The sequence below is a fragment of the Kitasatospora sp. NPDC089797 genome (assembly GCF_040684795.1).
Classification (GTDB): domain Bacteria; phylum Actinomycetota; class Actinomycetes; order Streptomycetales; family Streptomycetaceae; genus Kitasatospora.
The window spans coordinates 44,314-66,125 of the sequence record NZ_JBFBGS010000018.1 but is presented as its reverse complement, the minus strand read 5'-3'; the positions used below and the strand labels follow the sequence as shown (position 1 = coordinate 66,125).

26 protein-coding genes are annotated in these 21,812 nt (G+C 74.3%); 16 read left to right on the top strand and 10 right to left on the bottom strand.

The genetic code is table 11. The features are described from left to right. Positions 1–17 precede the first annotated feature (17 nt). The gene (locus tag AB0O91_RS16470; protein WP_363432954.1) at positions 18–701 is read left to right on the top strand and encodes a TetR family transcriptional regulator; all 684 of its coding nucleotides are present in this window, start codon (positions 18–20) and stop codon (positions 699–701) included. A 5-nt stretch (positions 702–706) separates the two neighbouring features. On the opposite strand, the gene AB0O91_RS16465 is transcribed toward AB0O91_RS16470, so the two are convergent. Then, positions 707–1,669, bottom strand: coding sequence for a quinone oxidoreductase (locus tag AB0O91_RS16465; RefSeq protein ID WP_363432952.1), 963 nt, complete (start codon positions 1,667–1,669; stop codon positions 707–709). A gap of 272 nt (positions 1,670–1,941) precedes the next feature. Here AB0O91_RS16465 and AB0O91_RS16460 point away from each other — a divergent pair, with 272 nt between their 5' ends. Together AB0O91_RS16460 and AB0O91_RS16455 are read left to right on the top strand one after the other, a co-directional pair. Further along, positions 1,942–2,880: a phosphatase PAP2 family protein gene (locus tag AB0O91_RS16460; protein WP_363432950.1), complete on the top strand. Its 939-nt coding sequence runs from the start codon at positions 1,942–1,944 to the stop codon at positions 2,878–2,880. A 158-nt stretch (positions 2,881–3,038) separates the two neighbouring features. Next, complete coding sequence (locus AB0O91_RS16455) at positions 3,039–3,473, top strand: TIGR03667 family PPOX class F420-dependent oxidoreductase (protein WP_363432947.1); 435 nt, start codon at positions 3,039–3,041, stop codon at positions 3,471–3,473. Positions 3,474–3,543: 70 nt separating this feature from the next. On the opposite strand, the gene AB0O91_RS16450 is transcribed toward AB0O91_RS16455, so the two are convergent. The 3 genes from AB0O91_RS16450 to AB0O91_RS16440 form a co-directional block, all read right to left on the bottom strand. After that, positions 3,544–4,986: a hypothetical protein gene (locus AB0O91_RS16450; protein WP_363432944.1), complete on the bottom strand. Its 1,443-nt coding sequence runs from the start codon at positions 4,984–4,986 to the stop codon at positions 3,544–3,546. A 243-nt stretch (positions 4,987–5,229) separates the two neighbouring features. Beyond that, positions 5,230–5,718, bottom strand: a complete 489-nt coding sequence (locus AB0O91_RS16445) for an NUDIX hydrolase (RefSeq protein ID WP_363432941.1) — start codon at positions 5,716–5,718, stop codon at positions 5,230–5,232. A 53-nt stretch (positions 5,719–5,771) separates the two neighbouring features. Then, on the bottom strand, positions 5,772–6,017 hold the full coding sequence (locus AB0O91_RS16440) for a hypothetical protein (protein WP_363432938.1): 246 nt from the start codon (positions 6,015–6,017) through the stop codon (positions 5,772–5,774). 139 nt (positions 6,018–6,156) lie between these two features. On the opposite strand from AB0O91_RS16440, the gene AB0O91_RS16435 reads away from it, so the two are divergent. Genes AB0O91_RS16435 through AB0O91_RS16410 form a run of 6 tightly spaced genes read left to right on the top strand, consistent with a single transcriptional unit; the run spans position 6,157 to position 8,088 of the window. After that, a complete protein-coding gene (locus tag AB0O91_RS16435; protein WP_363432936.1) occupies positions 6,157–6,987 on the top strand; it encodes a helix-turn-helix transcriptional regulator in 831 nt (276 codons plus the stop codon). Further along, complete coding sequence (locus tag AB0O91_RS16430; RefSeq protein WP_363432933.1) at positions 6,984–7,196, top strand: DUF397 domain-containing protein; 213 nt, start codon at positions 6,984–6,986, stop codon at positions 7,194–7,196. Before AB0O91_RS16435 ends, AB0O91_RS16430 begins: the two co-directional genes overlap by 4 nt. A 10-nt stretch (positions 7,197–7,206) precedes the next feature. Then, positions 7,207–7,419, top strand: coding sequence for a DUF397 domain-containing protein (locus AB0O91_RS16425; protein ID WP_363432930.1), 213 nt, complete (start codon positions 7,207–7,209; stop codon positions 7,417–7,419). Between the two features lie 37 nt (positions 7,420–7,456). After that, complete coding sequence (locus tag AB0O91_RS16420) at positions 7,457–7,642, top strand: DUF397 domain-containing protein (protein WP_363433215.1); 186 nt, start codon at positions 7,457–7,459, stop codon at positions 7,640–7,642. A 10-nt stretch (positions 7,643–7,652) separates the two neighbouring features. Further along, positions 7,653–7,865, top strand: a complete 213-nt coding sequence (locus tag AB0O91_RS16415; protein ID WP_363432927.1) for a DUF397 domain-containing protein — start codon at positions 7,653–7,655, stop codon at positions 7,863–7,865. A 10-nt stretch (positions 7,866–7,875) separates the two neighbouring features. Beyond that, on the top strand, positions 7,876–8,088 hold the full coding sequence (locus AB0O91_RS16410) for a DUF397 domain-containing protein (protein ID WP_363432924.1): 213 nt from the start codon (positions 7,876–7,878) through the stop codon (positions 8,086–8,088). 57 nt (positions 8,089–8,145) lie between these two features. Here AB0O91_RS16410 and AB0O91_RS16405 read toward each other — a convergent pair whose 3' ends face one another. From AB0O91_RS16405 to AB0O91_RS16395, 3 genes are all read right to left on the bottom strand, one after another. Next, positions 8,146–8,901 carry a heparin lyase I family protein gene (locus tag AB0O91_RS16405; RefSeq protein WP_363432921.1) on the bottom strand — a complete coding sequence of 252 codons (756 nt, stop codon included), beginning with the start codon at positions 8,899–8,901 and terminating at the stop codon, positions 8,146–8,148. A gap of 140 nt (positions 8,902–9,041) precedes the next feature. After that, positions 9,042–10,445, bottom strand: a complete 1,404-nt coding sequence (locus AB0O91_RS16400) for a solute carrier family 23 protein (protein ID WP_363432918.1) — start codon at positions 10,443–10,445, stop codon at positions 9,042–9,044. Between the two features lie 150 nt (positions 10,446–10,595). Then, complete coding sequence (locus AB0O91_RS16395; protein WP_363432915.1) at positions 10,596–11,252, bottom strand: SRPBCC family protein; 657 nt, start codon at positions 11,250–11,252, stop codon at positions 10,596–10,598. 156 nt (positions 11,253–11,408) lie between these two features. Here AB0O91_RS16395 and AB0O91_RS16390 point away from each other — a divergent pair, with 156 nt between their 5' ends. After that, a complete protein-coding gene (locus AB0O91_RS16390) occupies positions 11,409–12,071 on the top strand; it encodes a TetR/AcrR family transcriptional regulator (RefSeq protein ID WP_363432913.1) in 663 nt (220 codons plus the stop codon). Here AB0O91_RS16390 and AB0O91_RS16385 read toward each other — a convergent pair. Then, the gene (locus tag AB0O91_RS16385; protein WP_363432911.1) at positions 12,068–13,021 is read right to left on the bottom strand and encodes a LuxR C-terminal-related transcriptional regulator; all 954 of its coding nucleotides are present in this window, start codon (positions 13,019–13,021) and stop codon (positions 12,068–12,070) included. The genes AB0O91_RS16390 and AB0O91_RS16385 overlap by 4 nt on opposite strands. Positions 13,022–13,215: 194 nt before the next feature. Between AB0O91_RS16385 and AB0O91_RS16380 the strand changes: the two genes are divergently transcribed. Beyond that, positions 13,216–13,920, top strand: coding sequence for a G1 family glutamic endopeptidase (locus AB0O91_RS16380; RefSeq protein ID WP_363432909.1), 705 nt, complete (start codon positions 13,216–13,218; stop codon positions 13,918–13,920). 326 nt (positions 13,921–14,246) lie between these two features. Beyond that, a complete protein-coding gene (locus AB0O91_RS16375; RefSeq protein ID WP_363432907.1) occupies positions 14,247–15,548 on the top strand; it encodes a cation:proton antiporter in 1,302 nt (433 codons plus the stop codon). An 87-nt stretch (positions 15,549–15,635) separates the two neighbouring features. Here the strand turns inward: AB0O91_RS16375 and AB0O91_RS16370 are convergent, their stop codons facing one another. Beyond that, complete coding sequence (locus AB0O91_RS16370; RefSeq protein WP_363432904.1) at positions 15,636–16,496, bottom strand: PIG-L family deacetylase; 861 nt, start codon at positions 16,494–16,496, stop codon at positions 15,636–15,638. A 171-nt stretch (positions 16,497–16,667) separates the two neighbouring features. Further along, positions 16,668–17,345 (bottom strand): TetR/AcrR family transcriptional regulator C-terminal domain-containing protein, encoded by a 678-nt coding sequence (locus tag AB0O91_RS16365; RefSeq protein ID WP_363432902.1) that lies wholly within the window; start codon positions 17,343–17,345, stop codon positions 16,668–16,670. A 96-nt stretch (positions 17,346–17,441) separates the two neighbouring features. Here AB0O91_RS16365 and AB0O91_RS16360 point away from each other — a divergent pair, with 96 nt between their 5' ends. The 4 genes from AB0O91_RS16360 to AB0O91_RS16345 are packed head-to-tail and all read left to right on the top strand — an operon-like array spanning position 17,442 to position 21,811. After that, positions 17,442–18,701, top strand: coding sequence for a CoA transferase (locus tag AB0O91_RS16360; protein ID WP_363432899.1), 1,260 nt, complete (start codon positions 17,442–17,444; stop codon positions 18,699–18,701). Continuing rightward, positions 18,702–19,628, top strand: coding sequence for a CoA ester lyase (locus AB0O91_RS16355; RefSeq protein ID WP_363432897.1), 927 nt, complete (start codon positions 18,702–18,704; stop codon positions 19,626–19,628). Between the two features lie 13 nt (positions 19,629–19,641). Beyond that, positions 19,642–20,442: a cyclase family protein gene (locus tag AB0O91_RS16350; RefSeq protein WP_363432895.1), complete on the top strand. Its 801-nt coding sequence runs from the start codon at positions 19,642–19,644 to the stop codon at positions 20,440–20,442. Position 20,443: 1 nt separating this feature from the next. Then, positions 20,444–21,811, top strand: coding sequence for an MmgE/PrpD family protein (locus AB0O91_RS16345; protein WP_363432892.1), 1,368 nt, complete (start codon positions 20,444–20,446; stop codon positions 21,809–21,811). Position 21,812: the final 1 nt, after the last annotated feature.

Genomic DNA, 21,812 nt, shown 5'->3' with positions numbered 1-21,812 from the left:
TGCGCTAGGGTGGGCGGGTGACCCAGCCGAAGTTCGAGCGCGCCCGCAGTGCCGAGGCCAAGCGCATCCGCGAGACCGCGATCCTGGCCGCCGCCGCCCGCCTGGCCACCGAGCGCGGCGTCCGGGCGGTGACCCTCACCGACATCGCCGCCGCCGTCGGCATGCACAAGTCGGCGATGCTGCGCTACTTCGAGACGCGGGAGGAGATCTTCCTGCGACTGGCCGGGAGCGGCTGGCAGCAGTGGTCCCGGGAGGCCCGCGACCGGCTCGACCGGCCGGCGGAAGAGGGCACGGACGACCCGGAAGACCGGTTCGCCGCGGCCGCCGCAGCCCTCGCCCGGACGCTCGTCGCCCGCCCGCTCTTCTGCGACCTGCTCGCCCACACCCCCCTCAACCTCGAACGCGGCGTCTCCTTCGAGGCCGTCCGCGCCTTCAAGGCCCTCGCCGCCGCCGAGGCCGACGCCGTCGCCGCGGCCCTGTGCGCAGCCCTCCCGCTCACCCCCGGCCAGGGCCGCGACGCCGTCGCCACCGCCACCGCCATGGCCGGCGCCCTGTGGCAGATGGCCGCGCCCGGCACCGCACTGCGCCGCTTCTACGAGGACACCCCCGAACTCGCGCACGCCGTCGTCGACGTCGAGCCCCGCCTCACCGGCATCCTGACCGCACTCCTGCGCGGCTGCGCCGCCCCGGCCGGGGTCTGAGCGCCTCAGGGCAGGAGCACCAGCTTGCCGGTGGTGCGGCGGGACTCCAGGTCGGCGTGCGCCCGGGCGGCCCCGGCCAGCGGGTAGCGGCCGGTGACCCGCTGGGTCAGCCGTCCGTCCCGCACCAGGGCGAACACCTCGGCGCCGCGCCGCAGCAGGGCCTCGCGGGTGGGGACGTGGTGGTGCACCACCGGGTAGGTCAGCAGGATACTGTTCGGCAGGTCGGTGGGGCGCAGGGTCGGCACGCCCATGAAGGGGCCGTAGTAGGCGTGCACCCCGTGCGGGCGCAGGGCCAGCTGGGAGGACGCGAAGGTGTCGGCGCCGCCGCCGTCGTAGACCACGTCGGCCCCGCGGCCGCCGGTCAACTCCCGTACCCGTCCCTCGAATCCGGGGCCGGAGTGGACGAGGACGTGGTCGGCGCCGGCCTCCCGGGCGGCGGCGGCCTTCTCCTCGCGCGAGACCAGGCCGATCACGCGGCCGCCGCGGGCCCTGACCAACTGGGTGAGCAGCAGGCCCACCCCGCCGGCCGCCGCGTGCACCACCGCGGTGTCGCCGGGGCCGACCGGGTAGGTCTCGGTGCTCAGGTGGTTGGCCGTCAGGCCCTGCATCAGCACGGCGCCGGCCGTCACGTCGTCGATGCCGTCGGGGACCGGCACCAGCGCGGCCGCCGGGACCGCCAGCAACTCGGCGTAGCTGCCCGGGTGGTAGAACCAGGCCACCCGGTCGCCGACGGCCACCTCCGTCACCCCCTCGCCCAGCGCGGCGACGTAGCCCATGCCCTCGGCGCCGAGCACCGCGGGCGCGTCCCAGCCGCCGCCGCCCTGCGAACGGGCGCCGACGTCCAGGTAGTTGACCCCGGCCGCCGCCACGCGCACCACGGCCTCGCCGGGGCCGGGCACGGGGTCGGGCAGTTCGGTCCAGCGCATGACCTCGGGGCCGCCGTGCTCCTCGATCCGGATCGCGTGCATGGGGGTGCCACCTTCCTGCGGTACGGGTTGCGGGTGGGGTTCGTTCGGAGGGAACGTCCAGCACGGTAGGCAGCCGAAAATGGACCCACAAGTCCAGAACGGCGGCCGGTGAAGCGGAGCGGTCGGTGAACCCGTCGGCCCCGGGCGGACGTCCCGTCCAGTGCAGGGGGCCGTCCGGTGAGCGGACGCCCCGGTCGGCGCCGCCTCCGTGGCGCCCGGTACGAAGGACCCGGGGCGCAGTCCGCGCGGCGGGACGCAGAAGAGGGACGACGATGACCCGGCACCACCACTTGGACCAGGCCCCGCACCGGCCGGACGCCACCGGCCCGGTCCGCGGAACCCCGGCCGGACGGCGCCCCGCGCGGGCAGGACGGCCGTGGAAACCCGTCCTGCTGCCGATCCTCGGGCTGGCGGCGGTCTACCTGGTCGCCGTCTGCACCCCGTTCGGGCAGCGGGCGGAGAACGGCCTGATGAACCACAACGGCGGCGAACCGGCGTGGATCTACCCCTGGTCGGGATCGGCCTTCGACTCGGGGGCCATGCCGCCGCTGGAGTTCACCGCCCTGCCCACCCTGCTCGTGGGCACGGCCGCCATCGTGGCCGTCGCCGTGCTGCGGCGCTGCTGGTGGGCGGGGTGCGCGGCGGTCGGGGTCGTCCTGGCCACCTTCGGGGGCACCGAGGTGCTCAGCAAGATCGCCCTGCCCCGCCCCGACCTGGTGGGCGCCCCCGCCATGCTCACGGAGGCGAGCTTCCCCAGCGGGCACGCGGCCGTCCCCGTCGCCCTGGTCCTCGGCGCCGCCCTCGTCGTCTCCCCCCGCGTGCGCCCCCACCTCGTCGCGGCCGGCATGCTCTGGCTCGCCGTCACCGCCGGCGCCGTCCAGGCCCTCTACCACCACCGGCCCAGCGACGTGCTGGGAGCCACCCTGCTGGGCTGCGCCTGCTACGGCCTCGCGGCCCGGCTGCTGCCGCCGTCCGGGGTCGCCCCGGGCGCGGTCGCCCCGTCCGGGGTCGCCCCGGGTCGAACGTCCGGTCCCCGCGCGCTGCGGGCCGTCGCGTTCGGCCTGTCCGCGGTCGGCGCGCTCGCCGCCGGTGCGCGGGAGGACGCCCTCGCGGGGCCGCTGGTCTTCGCGGCGGCGGCCTTCCTGTGCGCGCTCCTGGCCTGGTGGACCGCGGCGCGGGAGCCGGTGGGGTCGGCCGGCCCGGCGTCGTAGCCGGCGAGGAGGGCTGATCCGGGCCGTGCTCGGTGCGCCCCGGACCGGCCGCGTGCTCGCCCCGGCCGCCGGGCAGCCGCAAGGGCCTTGTCCGAAGCGGTGCGATCGTTCTGACGATCCCTCACCCGCGGCCGACGTGCGGTCTAGGGTGGGGGATTATGACGGAGAGTACGCTTCCCGATCCCGGCACCCCGTTCGGGGAGCGGGTCCGGCGCCGGTTGCGCGAAGAGCAGGTCATCTGGATCACCACGGTCGGCAAGGACGGCACTCCGCAGCCGAACCCGGTCGGGTTCCTGCTCCAGGACGACCACTCGATCCTGATCTACAACGCGGTCCGGGCGAACCGGATCGGCCATGTCGCCGACCGGCCCCGGGTCGCCCTGCATTTCGACGGCGACGGCGACGGCGGCGACATCGTGGTCTTCACCGGCACCGCGCGCCGCGTGGATGACGTTCCCCCGCCGCACGAGAACCAGAGGTGGCTCGCCAAGTACGGGGACAGCGCGGCCCGGGCGTTCGGCAGCGTGGAGGCGTTCAGCGAGAGGTTCCCGGTGCCCCTGCGGATCGAGATCACGCGGACACGGGGCCGTTAGGCGGAGCCGACGACGTCCGGCCGCGCCGGGGGCGCGCCGCCCCCTGGGCGCGGTGCGGGCGGCGGGGGCGTCAGTGTGCCGGGCGCCGGGCGAAGACCTGGTAGTCGGCGGGCTCGGGCGGGCCGCTCGGGCCCGCCACCAGGTTGCGGCTGGAGGACTGGAACAGGACGGTGCCGCCGTGCGCGTCCACGTGCGGGGTCATGGAGTCGCCGTTGCCGAGCGAGCCGTCGGCGGCGTCGGTGAGCCGTTCGACGCGGCCGGTGTGCAGGTCGTAGCGGTAGACGTCCCAGTGCTGGTGCTGCGGGCCGGGCACCAGGTTGGCGGCGGAGGAGTCGAAGTACACCCAGTGGTCGTCGCCGGTCACCTGGGGCTCGTCGGAGGAGGCGGTCGAGACCGTGCCGGGCAGCCCGGCGGTGAGCGGGATCAGGGTGCCCTTGTGCAGGTCCCGGGCGAAGACCTGGTCCTGGTACTGGTTGCTGCCGGGGGCGCCGACGGGGACCGTCAGCCCGTAGACGGCGTACCGCCCGCTCGGGCTGAGCGTGGCGTCCAGGCCCGCGTCGGAACTGACCTGCCCGGAGGGGTCGTAGCCGGCCGGGGCGATGGCGCGGGAGCGGACGTCGTAGGTGTAGAAGGTGCCCGTGCGCATCTTGCCCCCGGGCAGCGGCGGGGGCGGGTCGGCCCGTCGCGCGGTGGTGGTGACGCCCAGGTCGGAGGCGTTGGAGAGGAAGCCGACGGTGCGGCCGTCCGCGCTGATCGTCGGGTTGACGGACTGGCTCTGGGAGGCGGTGCCGGCGGCGGTGGCGGACACCACCCGGGTCGTGTGCGTCCACAGGTCGGTGAGGTAGATGTTCGAGTCGAAGTTCGGCCGGGCGAGCTGTTCGCCGGCGGTCGCCGGGGTCGCCGGGGTCGGGGCGGGGGCGACGAGGTCGGTGCGGTTGGAGGTGTAGACGACGTAGCGGCCGTCGGCGCTCATGGACGGCGCCGAGGTGCTGTGGCTGGTGACGGGGTCGGGGGTGCCCTGCGGAGCGCTGACCAGCCGGGTGTGCCCGGTGAGGCGGTCGCGGACGTAGATGTTCGCCCGCCCCGGGGCGGGGACGCCGGGGACGACGTGCGCGGCGGTGCTGTCGAAGGCGACGTAGCGGCCGTCGGCGCTGACCGCCACGTCGACGGTGACGCCGTCGAGCGCGGAGCCGTCGTCGGCGAGGTTCACCCGCTCGGTGTGGCCGTCGGTGAAGTCCCGCAGGAACGCGTCGTAGCCCCCCTTCGACGGCTGGGCGACCAGGTTGGTCGCCCCGGAGGTGAACACCGCGAAGCGGCCGTCGGCGCTGACGGCCCCGGACTGGGACTGGCTGTTCGCCTCGGCCCCGCCCGGCGCGACGCTGACCGGGACGGTCGCGAACCGGCGGGCGTCCTGGCCTGCTTGGGCCTGGACGGGGGCGGCGGTCAGGGCCAGTGCGGCGGCGGCCGCGAGGGCGGTGGCGGGGCCGGCGAAGCGGCGTCGGACGGGATGCATGACGGAGTGTCCTCCCCGGGTCGACCGCCCGCCGCTTCCGGACGGCGGGCATCGGGGAGAGCCAATCCCCGGGCGGTGCGGGCGGTCAACCGAAGATCCGGGGGAGGGGCTCGGATTACGCCAACTTCCTTTCCTTGCTGGGAAGTTGGGTCTCCCCGGACGAGGGTGCGGGGGCGGGGAACGCGGCGCAAAACCTTGGTGAGGGTGTTGTCGTCGCCCGGCGCGGAGCGGAGCGGGGGCCGGTCAGCCGACCGGCACCGGGACGCCCCGGATGAGGAGCGGGAGGCCGGCGCCGTGCTCCCAAGCGTCCCAGGCGTCCTCGGCGCGGTGGTACTGGTCGTCCGCCATGACCTCGCGCAGGCGGGACCGGGGGATCCAGTGGAGGCCGCGGACGTCCGGCGGCGCCTGGTGGCGGTCGACGGCGTCGGCCTGGCGGTGGGTGAGCAGGCCGCCCGCGTAGACGAAGTCGACGCCCTCGGGGAACTCGGCGGCGGGGACGTAGTCGACGGTGAGGATCGTGCGCAGGGCGAGCACGAGCCCGGTCTCCGTCTCGAGGTGGCGCCGCGCGGCGAGGTGGGGGAGTTCGTCCTGCTCGGCGCTGCCGCCGGGCAGGGTCAGGCCCTCCCGGTAGGCGGGGTCGACCAGGAGGACGGCGAAGTCGTCCGCCCGGTCGGGGTCCTGGCGCAGGACGAGGGCTTGATGGCCCGAACGGCGGGCGGGGGGACGGGCCATGAGGCGGGTCCTGCTCAACTCTGCTCCAGGGGTGGGGGAGTGGTGACGGTCGGTCACAGCGGCCGCCGACGCGGCTGCCCGCAGGTGCCGGGCGCGGTCTCCCGGGGGTCGAGGGCCCGGAGCCGGGCCGGATCGGCCCACCACTCGGGCCCGGTCTCCCCGAGGGGCCGGAGTACCACCTTCCCGAGCATCAGCTCGACGAAGACTCCCTCGCGGGGTTTCCCGTCCTCCAGGCGGCTGAAGTCCCGGACGACTTCGTGGAGTTGGAAGGGAGGGGGAGGGGGCTGCGTGTCGGGCATGGGAGTCTCCGCAGGTTGCGCTGTGCATCCGGGGAATCACCGGATGTAGCCATGGTGGGGGTGCAGGCCCTACGATCGGAAGGCTTTCCCACTTGACAGTTTCCCTGGGTGGGATCCTTACAGTGGCGGAGGTCTGACGATGCGTGAGACACAGCTGGACCCATCGGCATCACCCCTCAAGGCGTTCGGTGCCCAACTGCGCAGGCTGCGCAAGGCGGCAGGCCTGACGCAGATCGAACTCGGCGAGCGGACGCAGTTGAGTGATAGTCAGATTTCGAACCTCGAAAGAGGGACCCGCAATCCCACACTTGACTGGGTCCGCAGTGCCGACAAGGCGCTCGATACCGGTGGAACATTGGAACTGACGTACTGGAGCCTCAGTAGGTCGTCCTTGCTGGAAGGCTTCCCCGAGTACGCGCAGCAGGAGGCGAAAGCCCAGGGCATCGCCCACTTCGAGCTGGGCATCGTGCCCGGGCTGGCCCAGACCATGGAGTACGCCGGGGCCTTCGCGTCCGCAGCCGTTCGGCGCGGCAGCATCACCGAGGAGCAGGCCGCGGACCGGCTCGATTTCCTGGCCACGCGTCAGAAGCTGCTCGACCGGGCCTCGGCGCCGCGCCTGCACTTCGTCCTGGACGAAGGCGCCCTGCTCCGGACGGTGGGCGGAACCAAGGTCATGGCACGGCAGTTGGCGCACCTCGAAGACCTCGCGAGCCGTCCGAACATCACCATCCAGGTGGCGCCCTTCTCGCTTGCGGAAGAGCTGCCGTTCACGATGGTTGTTACGCTGCTGACCCTGGCTGATCGAACACTCCTGGCATACTCGGAGTGCCAGCTGCGTGGCTTCCTCGCGCGAGATGCCGAGACTGCCCAGGCCTGGGAGCGGGACTACCACCAGCTTCAGGTGGAAGCACTGTCGAAGGCTGCGTCGCTGGAGAAGATCCGCAAGCAAGGCGTGAGAGGAATGTCATGATTTCCCCCGTAGACCTGGCTGATGCCCAGTGGTTCAAGTCCTCCTACAGCAACAACGGCGGTACTTGCGTTGAGGTGACAGCGGACTTCCCCGGCCTGGCGCCGGTGCGTGACTCGAAGGACCCTCAGGGCCCGGCTCTGGTTTTCCCGTCCGAGGCTTGGAAGTCGTTCGTCGCCGCTGTGCGCAGCGGCGAGTTCGGTGAGCTCTGAGAAGAGCGCCATGGCCGACCGTGGAGACCTGTCCGACGCCGCATGGTTCAAGTCCTCCTATAGCAATAACGGGGGCAACTGCGTCGAGGTGACAGCGGACTTCCCCGGCCTCGCACCGGTGCGCGACTCAAAGGACCCCCAGGGCCCGGCTCTCGTCTTCTCGGCCGAGGCTTGGAGGTCGTTCGTTGCGGCTGTCCATGGTGGCGAGTTCGGTGAGGCCTGAGCCAAAGCCTGGAGGGGGTTGGACCGTGCATGACCCGATGGGCGCCGCGTGGCGCAAGAGCACCTACAGCAATGGTGGGGGTGGTTGCATCGAGGTCGATGATGCGCGCCCGGGCAAGGTCCGTGACTCCAAGGATCCCGGCGGCCCGGTCCTGATCTTTCCGCCCGAGGCTTGGAAGTCGTTCGTCGCTGCTGTCCGCAGCGGTGAGTTCGGTGAGGTCTGAGAGGAGCATCGTGGCTGACCACGTAGATCTGTCCGGCGCCCAGTGGTTCAAGTCCTCCTGCAGTGGCAACGGCGGGCAGTGTGTCGAGGTAGCTTCAGGCTTCCCCGGCCTGGTGCCGGTGCGTGACTCGAAGGATCCGCAGGGTCCGGCTCTGGTCTTCTCGGCCGAGGCTTGGAGGTCGTTCGTTGCGGCTGTCCATGGCGGCGAGTTCGGTGAGGTGTGAGAGGAGCATCGTGGCTGACCACGTAGATCTGTCCGACGCCGCATGGTTCAAGAGCAGTTACAGCAACAACGGCGGGTCTTGCGTCGAGGTGGCTCCCGACTTCCCCGGCCTGGCCCCGGTTCGCGACTCCAAGGATCCTCAGGGGCCCGCGCTCGTCTTCCCGTCCGAGGCCTGGAAGTCGTTCGTCGCTGCTGTCCGCAGCGGGGAGTTCGGCGACGTCTGAGAACACCAACAGGGCCGGACCGCAGTGGCTGCGGTCCGGGCCCTCATCCTCATCCCCCTACGAGCCGGCGGTGGCCGTCTCCAGGGTGGTCGCCATCACCGGGCTGGTGAACGTGTTCGTCGCGTCGCCCGGGTTCTGGTGGTACGAGCCCCACTTGAGGTAATCGGTGTCGCCGTCCCAGGTGGTGCCCTTGAAGGTGCCCGCACCCGTGTTGAACGTCTGCTTCTTGCCGTCGAACCAGAAGTCGATCGTCCCGTCGGTGCGCCCGAGGTGGACCTTCAGCGCGTACTTGTGCCACTCGCCGTTCTTCACCGGCGCCGTCCACAGCGGGTGCGCCACGTGGTCGGTGTCCCACTCCTGGAGCCGCACCCGGGAGTTGGTGATGTCGATCTCGATCGGGTGGTTCGCCGTGTCGGTGCTCGGCGAGCACTTGAGCTGGAAGACGTAGCGGTCCGCGTCGTCGCCGACCTCCACCTTCGACGACCAGCCCAGGTAGAACGTGTCGCCCTCGTCCAGCTCGGGGCCGACCGTCTCGCAGCGCTCCACCCCCGCCGCCTGGTACGCCTTCCACACGTCGCCCTTCACCGGGTCCTTGACGACGCCGAAGGTGCCGGGGGCCGCGCACTGGATGCCGCGGAAGGAGGACGGGCCGGTCTTGGTGCTGGGGGTCCACAGCACCTTGCCCTTCGCCGACGAGGCGGACGGCGCGGCCGGGCTGCTGGTGCTGGCGGTGGCCGAGCTGCAGGAGATCGCGAAGGTGGCGAGGGCCAGGGCCCCGACGGCGAGCCTGCGGTGGTGGGGCAGAGGGGACATGCCACTCCCAGTGGGGGATCGGGTGGTCGGATCGCTGGGAGCGATTCGACCACCCGACGGTCCGTCTGGCCAGGCGGATCGACCGGCGGAAGTAACTTTAGGTCATGTGCAGGTCAAATCTGCCTGTCCTGCGACCGCGCCTACGGAGCGGGCCGTTCCCCCGGGCCGGCCGACGGCTCGTCGTAGGAGGAGGTGCCCTCGTCCAGCAGCGGCTCCTGCGTCTTCAGGTGCGCGGGGGCCAGCGCCCGCAGCGCGTGGTAGCCGGTGATGACCACCAGCGTCCCCAGCGCGATGCCGCTGAGGCTGAAGGTGTCGGTGAACTTCAGCGTCACGTTGCCGATGCCGATGATGATGCCCGCGGCGGCCGGCACCAGGTTCAGCGGGTTGCGCAGGTCCACCCCGGACTTGATCCAGATCTGCGCGCCGAGCAGGCCGATCATGCCGTACAGGATGACGGTGATGCCGCCGAGCACCCCGCCGGGGATCGCGGCCACGACGGCGCCGAACTTCGGGCAGATGCCGAACAGCAGCGCGAAGCAGGCCGCGGCCCAGTAGGCGGCGGTGGAGTAGACCCGGGTCGCGGCCATCACGCCGATGTTCTCGGAGTACGTGGTGTTGGGCGGGCCGCCGAGCGCGGTGGAGAGCATCGAGCCGACGCCGTCCGCGGAGATCGCGGTGCCCAGCTTGTCGTCCAGGTTCGCCCCGGTCATCTCGCCGACGGCCTTGACGTGCCCGGCGTTCTCCGCGACCAGCGCGATCACCACGGGCAGCGCGACCAGGATCGCGGACCACTGGAAGGAGGGGCCGTGGAAGGTCGGCAGGCCGATCCAGTCCGCCTTGCCGACGGCGGACAGGTCCAGGCGCCAGTGGTCGGTCAGGTGTCCGCCCGCGTCCACCGAGTGGATCTTGCCGAAGACCCGGTCGAACAGGAAGGAGATCCCGTACCCGAAGAGCAGGCCCAGGAAGATCGCCACCCGCGACCAGAAGCCGCGCAGGCACACCACCGCGAGCCCGGTGAACAGCATCACCAGCAGCGCCGTCCACTGGTCCTGCGGCCAGTACGTCGAGGCGGTCACCGGGGCGAGGTTGAAGCCGATCAGCATCACGACGGCGCCGGTGACGATCGGGGGCATCGCCGCGTGGATGATCCGGGCGCCGAAGTACTGGACCGCCAGGCCCACCAGGAACAGCGCCGCGCCGACCACGAGCACCGCGCCGGTCACCGTCGCGCTGGTGCCGCCCTGGGCCCGGATCACCGCGGCGACCCCGACGAAGGAGAGCGAGCAGCCGAGGTAGCTGGGGATCCGGCCGCGGGTGGCCAGCAGGAAGATCATGGTCGAGACGCCGGACATCATGATCGCCAGGTTGGGGTCCAGCCCCATCAGCACCGGGGCGACGAAGCTCGCCCCGAACATCGCGACCACGTGCTGGGCGCCGAGCCCTGCCGTGCGGGGCCAGGAGAGCCGTTCGTCGGGGCGGACGACCGCTCCTGGTGCGGGCGTGCGCCCGTCACCGTGCAGCTTCCAGCGCACGCCGAGATCCATGTGGGGGGTCCTTCTTCTGAACTTTCGGGGGACTGTCCGCACCATTCTGGTGGCTCCGGGCCCCCGCGCGCGCCACCGACCCCGCTCCTGACCTGCGCACTCGCGCAAGGAGCGGGGCCGGTGTGGGGCCGGTGCGGGGTCGACGGACGGTCAGCCGCAGTCCTCGGCGGCGGCCTTGAGGTCGCTCATCCAGGCGTCCAGGCCCTGGCGCAGGATCGCGGTGGCGGCCGGGACGTCCGCGTCGACCTGCGGCCCGCGGTGGGTCTCCTCGGTGCGCACCAGGACGCCGCCGGGCACCGGGGTGAAGGTCCACACGTGCACGCCGTCGATGTGCAGCCCCTCGGCGTCGGCCGGGCCGGTCCAGCGGATGCAGGAGCCCGGCACGAGCTGACGGACGGTGGAGGTGATGTCCAGACCGGTCGCGGTGGTGGCGGGGTTGGGCGGCAGCGGGGTGGTCCAGTGGAAGGCCGAGCCGGCCCGCAGCGGGCCGCGGTCCAGGCGCTCGGCGCTCGACACGGCGCCCTGCCAGGACGGCCAGCGGGCCACGTCGGTCTGCAGCCGCCAGACGGTGGACAGCGGGGCGTGGATCACGGCCTCGGTGCGGTAGCGGATCCGGGCGGCGGGGTCGACGCCCTGGCCGCGGCAGGTGAGCGGGGCAGTGGTGGTGGCAGCGGGGGAGCCGGCGCGGGCGGTGGCACGGGCGTCGGCGGCCTGGGCGGGTGCGGCGACGGCGCCCAGCAGGGCGGCGGCGAGCGCGGCGGCGGACAGGGCGGTGCGGGCGGCACGGGTGCTGCGGATGCCGGACATGGTGGTCCCCTTGGACTCCGATGAAGGAAGCGCTAGATGCTCCTTCTTTCGTGAGAAGTTGTAACTCCTCGATCCGGTCCGGGTCAACAGGTTCAGTGATAGCCTCTAACTAAATCTTGAAGCTGTAGCCGAAGCGGCGCGGAAGGCGGTCGGAGCATGGCGGAGGAGACCCCGAGGGAGCGCTACCGCGCCCAGGTGCGCGAGGAGATCAAGCGGCACGCCCGGGAGCAGATCGCCACGGCCGGGGCCTCCGCGCTCTCCCTCAACGCCATCGCCAAGCAGATGGGCCTGAGCGGGCCCGCGCTCTACCGCTACTACGCCGGCCGCGACGAGCTGATCACCGCACTCGTCCGGGACGCCTACCGCAGCCTCGCCGACACCCTGGCGGTGGGCGCCGGGGGCGGCGCCGACCTGCCCGCCCTGGCGCACGCGCTGCGCCTGTGGGCGCTGGCCGACCCCCAGCGGTACTTCCTGGTCTACGGCACCCCCGTGCCCGGCTACCACGCGCCCGAGGACACCACCGCGATCTCCGCCGAGATCATGACGATCCTGCTCGACGCCTGCGCCGCCGCCCTCGCCGGCCAGGCCCCCGGCCAGGAGCCCGCCCCGCTCGCCGCGCACCTGGCCGACCACCGCGACTGGACCTTCGGCAACCCCGCCCCGCCCGAGGCGCTGCACCTCTTCCTGACCCTGTGGACCCGCCTGCACGGCGTGCTGTCCCTGGAGCTGGCCGGCCACTTCGCCGGGATGGGCTTCGACGCCGCCCGGCTCTACGAGGCCGAGGTCGCCGACCTGCTCGCCCCCTCACCGAGGGGTTAGAGCAGCTCCGCCCGGGCCGCCTGGATGCCCGCCTGGAAGCGGGTCCGGGCGCCGAAACGGTCCATCAGCTCCCGCACCCAGCGCTGCACCGTACGCGTCGACACCCCCAGCTGCCGGGCGATCGACTCGTCCGTCAGCCCGGCCGCCAGCAGTGTCAGCAACTGCCGGTGGCGGTCCTCCGGAGGCTCCTCGGAGGGCTCCGGCAGCCGCATCGCGTGCGCCCAGTACAGCTCGAACAGCCCGGCCAGCGCGTCCAGCAGGGTCGAGGGCCGGATCAGCAGCACGCTCTCCAGCTCGGTGCCCGCGCTGACCGGCAGCAGCGCCCACCGGTCGTCCAGCAGGGCCAGCTTCAGCGGCACCTCGGTGTGCACCCGGGCCTGTTCCCCGGCCGCCGTGAAGGTGCGGATCTCCGCCAGCCGCTCCGGATCGCGCAGCACCCGGCTGTGGTACACCACCCGGGTCGCCACCCCCCGCCCCAGCAGGGCGAGTTCGGTCTGCGGGTCGGAGCGCCGCACGTACGGCGGCCGGTCCAGCACCCGCAGCCGCTCGCGCACCCCCAATTGCAGGGTGCGCCACAGGTCGGCGACCGAGCGGCGCCCGCTGATCACCTCCACCGGCCCGGCCGCCTCCGGATCCGGGCGGCCCTGCCGGTAGGTGCGCATCAACTCCCCGATCCGGCCCCGGGCGCGCCGCAGCTCCACCTCGCGCCGCAGCAGCAGCTCCTCCAGCGCCACGTCCGGCGGCACCGCCGCCCACGCCCCCGCCGCGCACGCCTCCACCAGCCCCAGTTCGGCCAGCACCGCCAGCGCGGCCACCACGATCGAGGCCCGCAGGTTCAACTGGCTCGCCAGCAGCTGGGGATCGGCCGCCGGGAGGCCCAGCAGCCGCAGGTAGAGCTGCTCCTCCAGCGCGCCGAGCCCGAGCCCGCCGAGCATGCCCGTCCCCGGCACGACACCCTCCTCGCGTCCCGCACCGGCAGCGGAACAGAGCGACTGTGCGCCACCCGGTGGCCGAAATCAAGGGATTGACTCCTTGACATGTTTACGCCATGTCGGGTTCCTGTCCCCACGCTTCCCTTCCCGGCCCGGCCGCGGCGCCCCCAAGCTGGGCGGCACCCCCACAACGCCCAACCAAGGAGCCCCCCATGGCCCTTTCCCGCACCGGCCGCCTCGTGCTCGCCGCCGTGCTGGCCCTGCCGGCCGCCGCGGTCGCCGCACCCGCGGCCAGCGCCGCCCCCGCCCACACCGCCCACGTCTACGGCGCCCACCACTACGGCCACGGCGCCCGCTACGACGGCGGCGTCTGGGGCGGCTACGTCGCCCAGGGCAACGGCTTCCAGAGCGTCTCCGGCTCCTGGACCATGCCCACCGTCCAGTGCAACACCTCCAACGACCTGTTCGCCCCCTGGGTCGGCATCGACGGCTACGGCTCGCAGACCGTCGAGCAGACCGGCGTGCAGGTCGACTGCTCCAGCGGCTCCCCGGTCTACTCCGCCTGGTACGAGATGTACCCGGCCCCGCCGCAGTACTTCAACGACCCGGTCGACGCCGGCGACAGCTTCACCGCCTCGGTGGTCAACAGCGGCGGCTCCAACTACACCCTGCAGATCACCGACACCACCAAGGGCTGGAGCGAGAACACCGTCCAGCAGCTCAACGGGCAGAACGTCAGCGCCGAGGCCGTCATCGAGTCCCCGAGCCAGAGCTACCCGTCCTTCAGCCGGCTGGACTTCTCCGGCGTCACCGTCAACGGCCAGGTCTTCGACAGCTACTCGCCGCAGTCCATCAACAGCGGCCCGTACACCCAGACCCCGCTCAGCAACGGCGCCTTCGCGATCGTCCCGGCCTGACCCGGCGCGGCCTGACCCGGCGCCGCCCGAACCGGCGTCACCACCACCAACCGACCAGTCCCACCTGACCGGTTGAACACCGACACGTGCGAACACCGCCCGCCCCGGACCGTGCCCCCACGGACCGGGGCGGGCGCCGCACACCGGGGGCGCGCGGCCCGCGCCCCACCCCGACCGCCCGGGCCCGACCCCCGCCACCCGCACGGATTCCGCACCGCCACCACGCACAATGCAGTGGACCGTGTACGTGCGACAAGCCGCCCGGGGCCCGCCGCGAACCCACCGCGCCAGCACCGCCCCGGCCGGCACCGGAAGGGGACGGCGCCATGGAAGGCACCTCCGCCACCACCGTGCTGGCCGACGTCGCGGTGGTCCTGCTCGCCGGCGTCGCCCTGACCCCGCTGCGCACCCGGCTGCGCCAGCCCGTGGTGATCGGCGAGGTCGCCGTCGGCGTGCTGCTGGGCCACGGCGTCCTCGGCCTGCTGCCCGGCGACCCCACCGAACGGCTCTTCCCGCCCGCCGCCCGCGCCCACCTCTCGGTCCTCGCCCAACTGGGCATCGCGCTCTTCATGTTCGCCGCCGGCTGGGAACTCGACCTGCGCCGACTGGCCGGCCGGGTCCGCACCGTGCTGGCCGTCACCACCGCCTCGGTCGCGCTGCCCTTCGCCCTCGCCGCCGGCCTCGGCGCCGTCCTGCTGGCCCGCCACCCCGCCCTCGCCGGAGCGGCCGCCACCCCGGCCCTGTTCACCGTCTTCCTCGGCATCGCGCTGTCCGCCAGCGCCCTGACCGTCCTGACCCGCATCGTCGAGGAGAACCGGCTGCACACCGAGGGCACCGGCGTGCTCGCCACCGCCTGCGGCGCCCTCACCGAGACCGCCCTGTGGTGCGCCGTCGCCGCCGTCAGCGCCGCCGCCCACGGATCCGCCGACGGCGGCCTGCTGCCCGCCCTGGCCCGCATCGCCGGCTACGCCGCCGCCCTGGCCCTGCTGGTCCGACCGCTGGCGCGCCGCCTGCTGCTCGGTCCCGCCCGGCGGGCGCTCGCCCACCACCCGCTGCTGATCCTGCTCGCCGTCGCCAGCGGCGCCCTGCTCTCCGCCTGGACGGCCTCCCTGCTCGGCCTGCACGCGGTGATCGGCGCCTTCGCCTTCGGCCTGGCCATGCCCCGCGACGCGGGGGAGGAACTGCGCCAGGCCGTCCAACTCCCGCTGCGCAACGCCGGAGCGCTGCTCGTCCCGGTCTTCTTCGCGCTCACCGGGCTCTCCGTCGACCTGCACGGCATCGGCGCCGACGGTCTGCTGGCCGCCGCCGTGCTGCTCGGCCTGACCTGGGGCGGCAAGTTCGCCGGCGCCCTGCTGGCCGCCCGCCTCACCGGGGTGCCCCGGCGCGAGGCCGCCACCGTGGCCGTCCTGCTCAACACCAAGGGACTGGGCGAGGTGCTCATCCTGACGCTCGGCCGCGACCTGGGCATCATCGGCGAACGGTTCTTCACCATCCTGCTGCTGACGGCCCTGGCCGCCACCCTCCCGGTCAACCCCCTGATCCACCGCCTCACCGGCCGGGCCCCGGCCCCGGCGCCCCGCGCCCTGCTGGAGGGCCCGGCCCCGGCCCCGGGCGCGCCGGGGGCCTGACCCGGCGTCCGGCCGGCGCGGCGCTACGCGCCGGGGCACGGCAGGGCGGGGCCGGAGCGGTCCGGGCGTCCGGGGCGGGAAGGGGGCTCAGCGCAGGCCGGCGAAGAGGTCCTGCTCCGGCAGGTCCGCGCCCGTGGTGTCGCGGACGCGCACGAAGGTCTCGGTGCCCATCAGCTCGGTGAAGCGCTCCTTGCCCATCCGCAGGAAGAAGATGTTCTCGCCCTGGCTGGCGTGGGCGGCCAGGGCGTCGAACTTCTGGCCGCCGTAGGCGTGGGTGTCCACCCAGGTGGTGACCTGGTCGTCCGGCAGCCCGATCGGGGGCAGCTCGGGGGCCGCGGGGGCCTCGCCGTCCGGCTGCGCGGGCTCGGCGGCCTCGTCCCAGTCGGTGCCGAACTCCCGCATGGCCTCGCCGAAGCGCTTCATCGCCGAGTGCGGCGCGGTGGTCCAGTACACCTTGGGCGCCACGCCGGGGGCCAGCTCCAGGGCGGCCATGGTGATCCGGTTGGCCTGGATGTGGTCGGGGTGGCCGTAGAAGCCGTTCTCGTCGTAGGTGACGACGACGTCGGGCCGGTAGTGGTGCAGCAGTTCGGCGAGCCGGGCGGCGCCGTCGGCGACGGGGGTGCTCCAGAACGAGCCGGGGGCGTCGTTGGCGGCCCAGCCCATCATCCCGGAGTCGCCGTACTCGAGCAGTTCGAGGTGGTCGACGCCGAGGACCCGGCAGCTGGCCTCCAGCTCCTTGCGGCGCAGCGCGGCCACGGCCGCCGGGTCGTGCCCCTCCTCGCCGGGCTTGACGCCGCCGGGGCCGTCGCCGCAGGCGCCGTCGGTACAGGTGACCAGGACGGTGCGGATGCCCTCGGCGGCGTAGCGGGCGAGGACGCCGCCGGTGCCGGTGGCCTCGTCGTCGGGGTGGGCGTGCACTGCCATCAGCGTCAGGGGCCGCTCGGCCATGGTTCCGTCCTCGGTTCGCTCGGGTGGTCCGCCGTCGCGTGGTGCTCGGCGTCGCGTGGTGCTCGGTGTCATGCGGTGCTACGTGGTGCTCAGCGGTTCTGCCGCCGGGTTTCTTCCTGCCCCGGGCGCGCGGCGCCGCCCGTCCGCCCGTCGGCGGGCCGGGCGGGTCGGTCAGCGGGCGCCGAGGCCGTCCAGCAGGGCGTCCAGCCCGGCCCGGAACCGGTCGTCGGCGGGCCCCCGGCCGAGGTGGTCGCCGGCGGCGTGCAGCAGCGGGTAGCGGTCGGCGGGCAGGTCGGCGAGGGTGTGGCGCCACCAGGCGGCGTACTCGGCCTGCTGTTCGGCGCCGGTGCGCGGGAGTTCGTAGAGCACCGAGCCGAGGGTGTGGACGAGGGCCAGGCGGTAGGCGGTCACGGCCTGCTCCAGGGTGCGGCCGTCGGCGGTGAGTTCGGCGAGCACCCACTCGACGAGGTCGGCGAGCTCCGGGCTCCACAGCTTGCGCTGGGTCAGCAGGTGGGCCAGCGCCGGGTGCTCCAGCATGCGTCCGCGCAGGGCGAGGGCGAAGCGGGTGAGCGCCTCGCGGCCGCCGATCCCGTCGGCGCGCTCGGCCTCCAGGCCGCCGAGGACGCGCGAGCACAGCAGGCCGAGCAGCCGGTCGCGGCCGTCGACGTGGCCGTAGATGGTCATCACGCCGCAGCCGAGGTGCCGGGCGAGGCGGGGCATGGAGAGCGCCTCCAGGCCTTCCTGCCGGGTGATCTCCAGGGCGGCGGTGACGATCAGGTCGGCCGTCAGGGCGCCGCGGGCCCGTCGGCCCCCGGTGCGGCCGGCGGGTGCCGGGTCTGTGGCGGCCATCGCTTCACCAACTCCCTTGCGTCGAGTGCGGCGCCAGCCTAACGTAAGGCCGACCGTAAGCCTTACGGTAATGCTTACGGAGAGAGGGGGCGCACCATGCCCGACGAGCAGAACGACCCCGGGAACGACGGGCCGACGGTCGGCGCATCGGCCGGTCCGCCGGACGGGCCGGTGGCCGGGGCGCTGGCCGGACTGCGGGTCCTGGACGCCGCCACGCTGTTCGCCGGCCCGCTCGCCGCGAGCCTGCTCGGCGACTTCGGCGCGGACGTCGTCAAGATCGAGCACCCGCGCGGCGACCCGGCCCGCGGCAACGGCGCCCAGGTCGGCGGCGTGTCGCTGTGGTGGAAGACCGTCGCCCGCAACAAGCGCGCCGTCACCCTGGACCTCGCCGCCGACCGGGGCCGCGAGCTGTTCCTGCGGCTCGCCCGCGAGGCGGACGTCGTGGTGGAGAACTTCCGCCCCGGTACCTTCGAACGCTGGGGCCTGGCCCCGGAGACCCTCGCCGAGGCCAACCCGCGCCTGGTGCTGCTGCGGGTGACCGGCTTCGGCCAGGTCGGCCCGATGCGCGAACGGGCCGGCTTCGGCACCCTCGCCGAGGCGATGAGCGGCTTCGCCTACAGCACCGGGCAGCCCGACGGCCCGCCCACCCTGCCCCCGTTCGGCCTGGCCGACGGCATCGCGGGCGTCGCCGGGGCGTTCGCCGTGCTCGCCGCGCTGCGCGCCCGCGAGCGCACCGGGCGCGGCCAGGTGGTCGACCTGTCCCTGCTGGAGCCGATCCTGGCCGTCCTCGGGCCCCAGCTGACGGTCTTCCAGCAGCTCGGCCTCGTCCAGGAACGGGTCGGCAACCGCTCCGTCAACAACGCCCCGCGCAACACCTACCGCTGCCGCGACGGCCGCTGGGTGGCGGTGTCCACCAGCGCCCAGAGCATCGCGGAGCGCGTCCTGCACCTGGTCGGCCGCCCCGACCTGGCCGCCCGGCCCTGGTTCGCCGACGGCCGCGGCCGCGCCGCCCACGTCGAGGAGCTGGACGCCGCCGTCGGCGCCTGGATCGCCGAGCGCGACGCCCCCGAGGTGATCGCCGCCTTCGAACGGGCCCGGGCCGCCGTCGCCCCCGTCCAGCACGCCGGCGACATCCTCGCCGACCCCCAGTTCCGGGCCCTCGGCGCGATCGTCCACCTGGACGACCCCGACCTCGGCGACCTCGTCCTCCAGGGCCCGCTCGCCCGGCTGTCCGAGACCCCCGGCCGGCTGTGCTGGGCCGGGCGCCCCAGCGGCGCCGACAACGCCGAGGTCTACGGCGCGCTGGGCGTCGGTGCCGGGCAGCTGGCCGAACTGCGCCGGCTCGGGGTGGTCTGAGTGCCCGCCACAACACCCGCCGCGACACCCGCCACAACGCCCGCCACAACGCCCGCCCCGACGCCCACCGGGCGCCCGGAGCCGCGCAGTTGGCTCTACGTCCCCGGCGACCGCCCCGAGCGCTACCCCAAGGCCCTGGCCGCCGGCGCCGACGCCGTCGTCATCGACCTGGAGGACGCCGTCGCGCCCGCGCACAAGGAGTACGCCCGCCGCAGCGCCGCCGCCTTCCTGCGCGAGCACCGCCCGCCCGGCCTCCACGTCCGGATCAACCCGCTGGAGGACGGCGGCCGGGAGGACCTCGCCGCCCTGACCGCACTGGATCCGGACCGCCTGGCCGGGCTGCGCCTGCCCAAGGTCGAGTCCGCCCGGCAGGTGCGGGCCGTCGCCGCGGCCGCCCCCGGGGTGGGCCTGTGGCCGACCGTGGAGAGCGCCCTCGGCCTGGAGCGCGCCCACCGGATCGCCACCGCCCACCCGCAGGTGCGCGGCCTGCTGTACGGCACCGGCGACCTCGCCGCCGACCTGGGCACCACCGACCCGGACGTGCTCGCGGCCTGCGCCGTGCGGGTCCTGGTCGCCGCCCGCGCCGCCGGGCTGCCCCGCCCGCCGCTGAGCGTCCACCCCGACCTGCACGACCTGGCGGCCCTGGCCGCCGACACCCGCCGCGGGCGCGAACGCGGCTTCCACGGCCGCTCGGTCATCCACCCCGCCCACGTCCCCGTCGTCCACGCCGTCTTCGCGCCCACCGCCGCCGAACTGGCCGCCGCCCGCGCGGTCCTGGCCCACGCCGACACCCACGGCACCGGCGCAGGCACCGGCCCCGACGGACGGTTCACCGACGCCGCCGTGGTGCGCCGCGCCCGCGCCCTGCTGGACCGGGCCGACCAGGCCGAGGCCGCCGAGGACCGCGCCGAACCCCCGACCCGCTGAGAGGACCCCGACCGTGCGACTGCTCGACGCCCTGACCGCCGGCACCCGCGTCTACGACCTGGCCCAGCCGCTGGAGAACGGCATGCCCTGCTCGCCCAGCCACCCCGGCTTCCACTTCGCCCTGATCCGCCGCCACGGCGACCGCCCCACCCCCGACGGCGGCTCCGGCTCCAACGAACTGATCACCCTCGGCGGCCACGTCGGCACCCACATCGACGCCCTCGCCCACGCCGCCCACGACGGCCGGCTGCACGGCGGCCTGGACGCCGCCGCGAACAGCCTCGGCGGCCGCCACCGCGCGCTCGGCGTCGACACCGTCGCGCCCATGCTCTGTCGCGGCGTGCTGCTCGACATCCCCGCCCTGCACGGCACCAGCCGGCTGGAACCCGGCTGCGGCATCACCCCCGACGACCTCGAACATGCCCTCGACGGAGGTGAGTTGAACCCCGGCGACGTCGCCCTGGTGCGCACCGGCTGGCCCCAGCTGTACGCCGACCCCGCCGCCTACGTCGGCCACGCCACCGGCGTGCCCGGCCTCACCGGCGAGGCCGCCGACTGGCTCGCCGCCCACGGGGTGCGCGCCGCCGGCAGCGACACCATCGCCTTCGACCGCATCCGGCCGGGCCTGGGCCACACCCGGATGCCCGCCCACCGCAGCCTGCTGGTCGAGCACGGCGTGCACATCGTCGAGGTGCTCGACCTGGAGGAGCTGGCCGCCGACGGCGTCCGCGAGTTCCTCTTCGTCCTCGTCCCGCTGAAGATCCTCGGCGCCACCGGCTCCCCGGTCCGCCCGCTCGCCGTCGTGGAGGTGTGAAGTGCCGACCCTGGTCACCGAGTTGGCGGAGTTCGCGGACCACCACCACCGGCGCGGCCTGCCCGAGGCGGTCGAACGGCGCAGCGCGCTCGCCCTGCTCGACACCTACGGCTGCATCGCCGCCGGCGCGGCCACCGACCCCGCCCGGGCCGTCGCCCGCCACCTCGCCGAGGAGCACCCCGGCCGCCCGCTGCGCGAACTGCCGCGCCAGGACGCCGCGCTGTGGCTGGGCACGGCCGCCCACGCGCACGACTACGACGACGCCCAACTGCCCACCATGGTCCACCCCGGCACCGTCGCCGTCCCCACCGCCCTCGCCAACTCCCTTTCCACGGAATCCGATCCACTGCTGCGCGCGGCCGCGCTCGGTGCCGAGACCGCGCTGCGGGCCGGCGCCGCCGCGCTGGACGGCACCGACTCCGTGCTGTTCGAGCGCGGCCTGCACATGACCTCGCTGTGCGGGACGCTCGGCGCCGCCGTCACCGCCGGACTGCTGCGCGGCCTGGACCCCGGGCGCCTCGCCCACGCCCTGGCGATCGCCACCAGCCTCGCCTGCGGCCTGCTGGAGGCCAACCGCACCGGCGGCACCGTCAAACCCGTGCACGCCGGCTGGGCCGCCGCCGCCGGAACCACCGCGGCCTCCCTCGCCGCCCACGGGCTCACCGGCCCCCCGACCGCCCTGGAGGGCCGGTTCGGCTACCTGGCCGCCTTCGTCGGCCCCACCGCCCGCCCCGAGGCGCTCACCGAGGGGCTCGGCCGGCGCTGGCTCTGCCTCGACACCGTCGTCAAGCCCTACCCGACCAACGGCTTCACCCACCCCGCCGTCGAACTCGCCACCCGGCTGCGGGCCGAGGGCGTCGGCCCCGACCGCATCGAGAGCATCCGCCTCGACCTGCCCGCACCGACCCTGCGCACGGTCGCCGAACCGCCCGCCGCCAAGGCCGCGCCCGCCGACGGCTACGCCGCCCGCTTCTCGGCGCCCTTCGCGGTGGCCGTCGCGCTGCGCGGCGGGGGAGGGCTCGGCGTCGCCCTGGAGGACCTCCCCGACGCCGCCGTCCGCGACCCCGCCCTGCTCGCCCTCGCCGCCCGGGTGCACTGCCGCCCCGGCGCCCGGGAGAGCGCCGCCTTCCCCGCGCACCTGGGCGCCACCCTGCACGCCGTCCTGCGCGACGGCACCACCCGCACCCTGCACGTCGCCGACACCCTCGGCTCCCCGGCCCGCCCGCTGACCCGCGCCCAGGTCGAGGCCAAGTTCGCCGCCAACACCGGCCGGTCGGCGGCGGCCCTGCCCGTCGGCCCGCAGGCCCTGCTGGCCGCCCTGGAGCCCGCGTTCACGGCGGCCGCCGCCCCGCCGCCCGCAGGCAACTGAC

What these genes read in the sequence shown, in the direction of transcription:
- AB0O91_RS16465 (WP_363432952.1), bottom strand. Translation starts at nt 1,669, where the DNA reads ATGCACGCGATCCGGATCGAGGAGCACGGCGGCCCCGAGGTCATGCGC.
- AB0O91_RS16460 (WP_363432950.1), top strand. Translation starts at nt 1,942, where the DNA reads ATGACCCGGCACCACCACTTGGACCAGGCCCCGCACCGGCCGGACGCC.
- AB0O91_RS16455 (WP_363432947.1), top strand. Translation starts at nt 3,039, where the DNA reads ATGACGGAGAGTACGCTTCCCGATCCCGGCACCCCGTTCGGGGAGCGG.
- AB0O91_RS16450 (WP_363432944.1), bottom strand. Translation starts at nt 4,986, where the DNA reads ATGCATCCCGTCCGACGCCGCTTCGCCGGCCCCGCCACCGCCCTCGCG.
- AB0O91_RS16445 (WP_363432941.1), bottom strand. Translation starts at nt 5,718, where the DNA reads ATGGCCCGTCCCCCCGCCCGCCGTTCGGGCCATCAAGCCCTCGTCCTG.
- AB0O91_RS16440 (WP_363432938.1), bottom strand. Translation starts at nt 6,017, where the DNA reads ATGCCCGACACGCAGCCCCCTCCCCCTCCCTTCCAACTCCACGAAGTC.
- AB0O91_RS16435 (WP_363432936.1), top strand. Translation starts at nt 6,157, where the DNA reads ATGCGTGAGACACAGCTGGACCCATCGGCATCACCCCTCAAGGCGTTC.
- AB0O91_RS16430 (WP_363432933.1), top strand. Translation starts at nt 6,984, where the DNA reads ATGATTTCCCCCGTAGACCTGGCTGATGCCCAGTGGTTCAAGTCCTCC.
- AB0O91_RS16425 (WP_363432930.1), top strand. Translation starts at nt 7,207, where the DNA reads ATGGCCGACCGTGGAGACCTGTCCGACGCCGCATGGTTCAAGTCCTCC.
- AB0O91_RS16420 (WP_363433215.1), top strand. Translation starts at nt 7,457, where the DNA reads ATGGGCGCCGCGTGGCGCAAGAGCACCTACAGCAATGGTGGGGGTGGT.
- AB0O91_RS16405 (WP_363432921.1), bottom strand. Translation starts at nt 8,901, where the DNA reads ATGTCCCCTCTGCCCCACCACCGCAGGCTCGCCGTCGGGGCCCTGGCC.
- AB0O91_RS16400 (WP_363432918.1), bottom strand. Translation starts at nt 10,445, where the DNA reads ATGGATCTCGGCGTGCGCTGGAAGCTGCACGGTGACGGGCGCACGCCC.
- AB0O91_RS16395 (WP_363432915.1), bottom strand. Translation starts at nt 11,252, where the DNA reads ATGTCCGGCATCCGCAGCACCCGTGCCGCCCGCACCGCCCTGTCCGCC.
- AB0O91_RS16390 (WP_363432913.1), top strand. Translation starts at nt 11,409, where the DNA reads ATGGCGGAGGAGACCCCGAGGGAGCGCTACCGCGCCCAGGTGCGCGAG.
- AB0O91_RS16380 (WP_363432909.1), top strand. Translation starts at nt 13,216, where the DNA reads ATGGCCCTTTCCCGCACCGGCCGCCTCGTGCTCGCCGCCGTGCTGGCC.
- AB0O91_RS16375 (WP_363432907.1), top strand. Translation starts at nt 14,247, where the DNA reads ATGGAAGGCACCTCCGCCACCACCGTGCTGGCCGACGTCGCGGTGGTC.
- AB0O91_RS16370 (WP_363432904.1), bottom strand. Translation starts at nt 16,496, where the DNA reads ATGGCCGAGCGGCCCCTGACGCTGATGGCAGTGCACGCCCACCCCGAC.
- AB0O91_RS16365 (WP_363432902.1), bottom strand. Translation starts at nt 17,345, where the DNA reads ATGGCCGCCACAGACCCGGCACCCGCCGGCCGCACCGGGGGCCGACGG.
- AB0O91_RS16360 (WP_363432899.1), top strand. Translation starts at nt 17,442, where the DNA reads ATGCCCGACGAGCAGAACGACCCCGGGAACGACGGGCCGACGGTCGGC.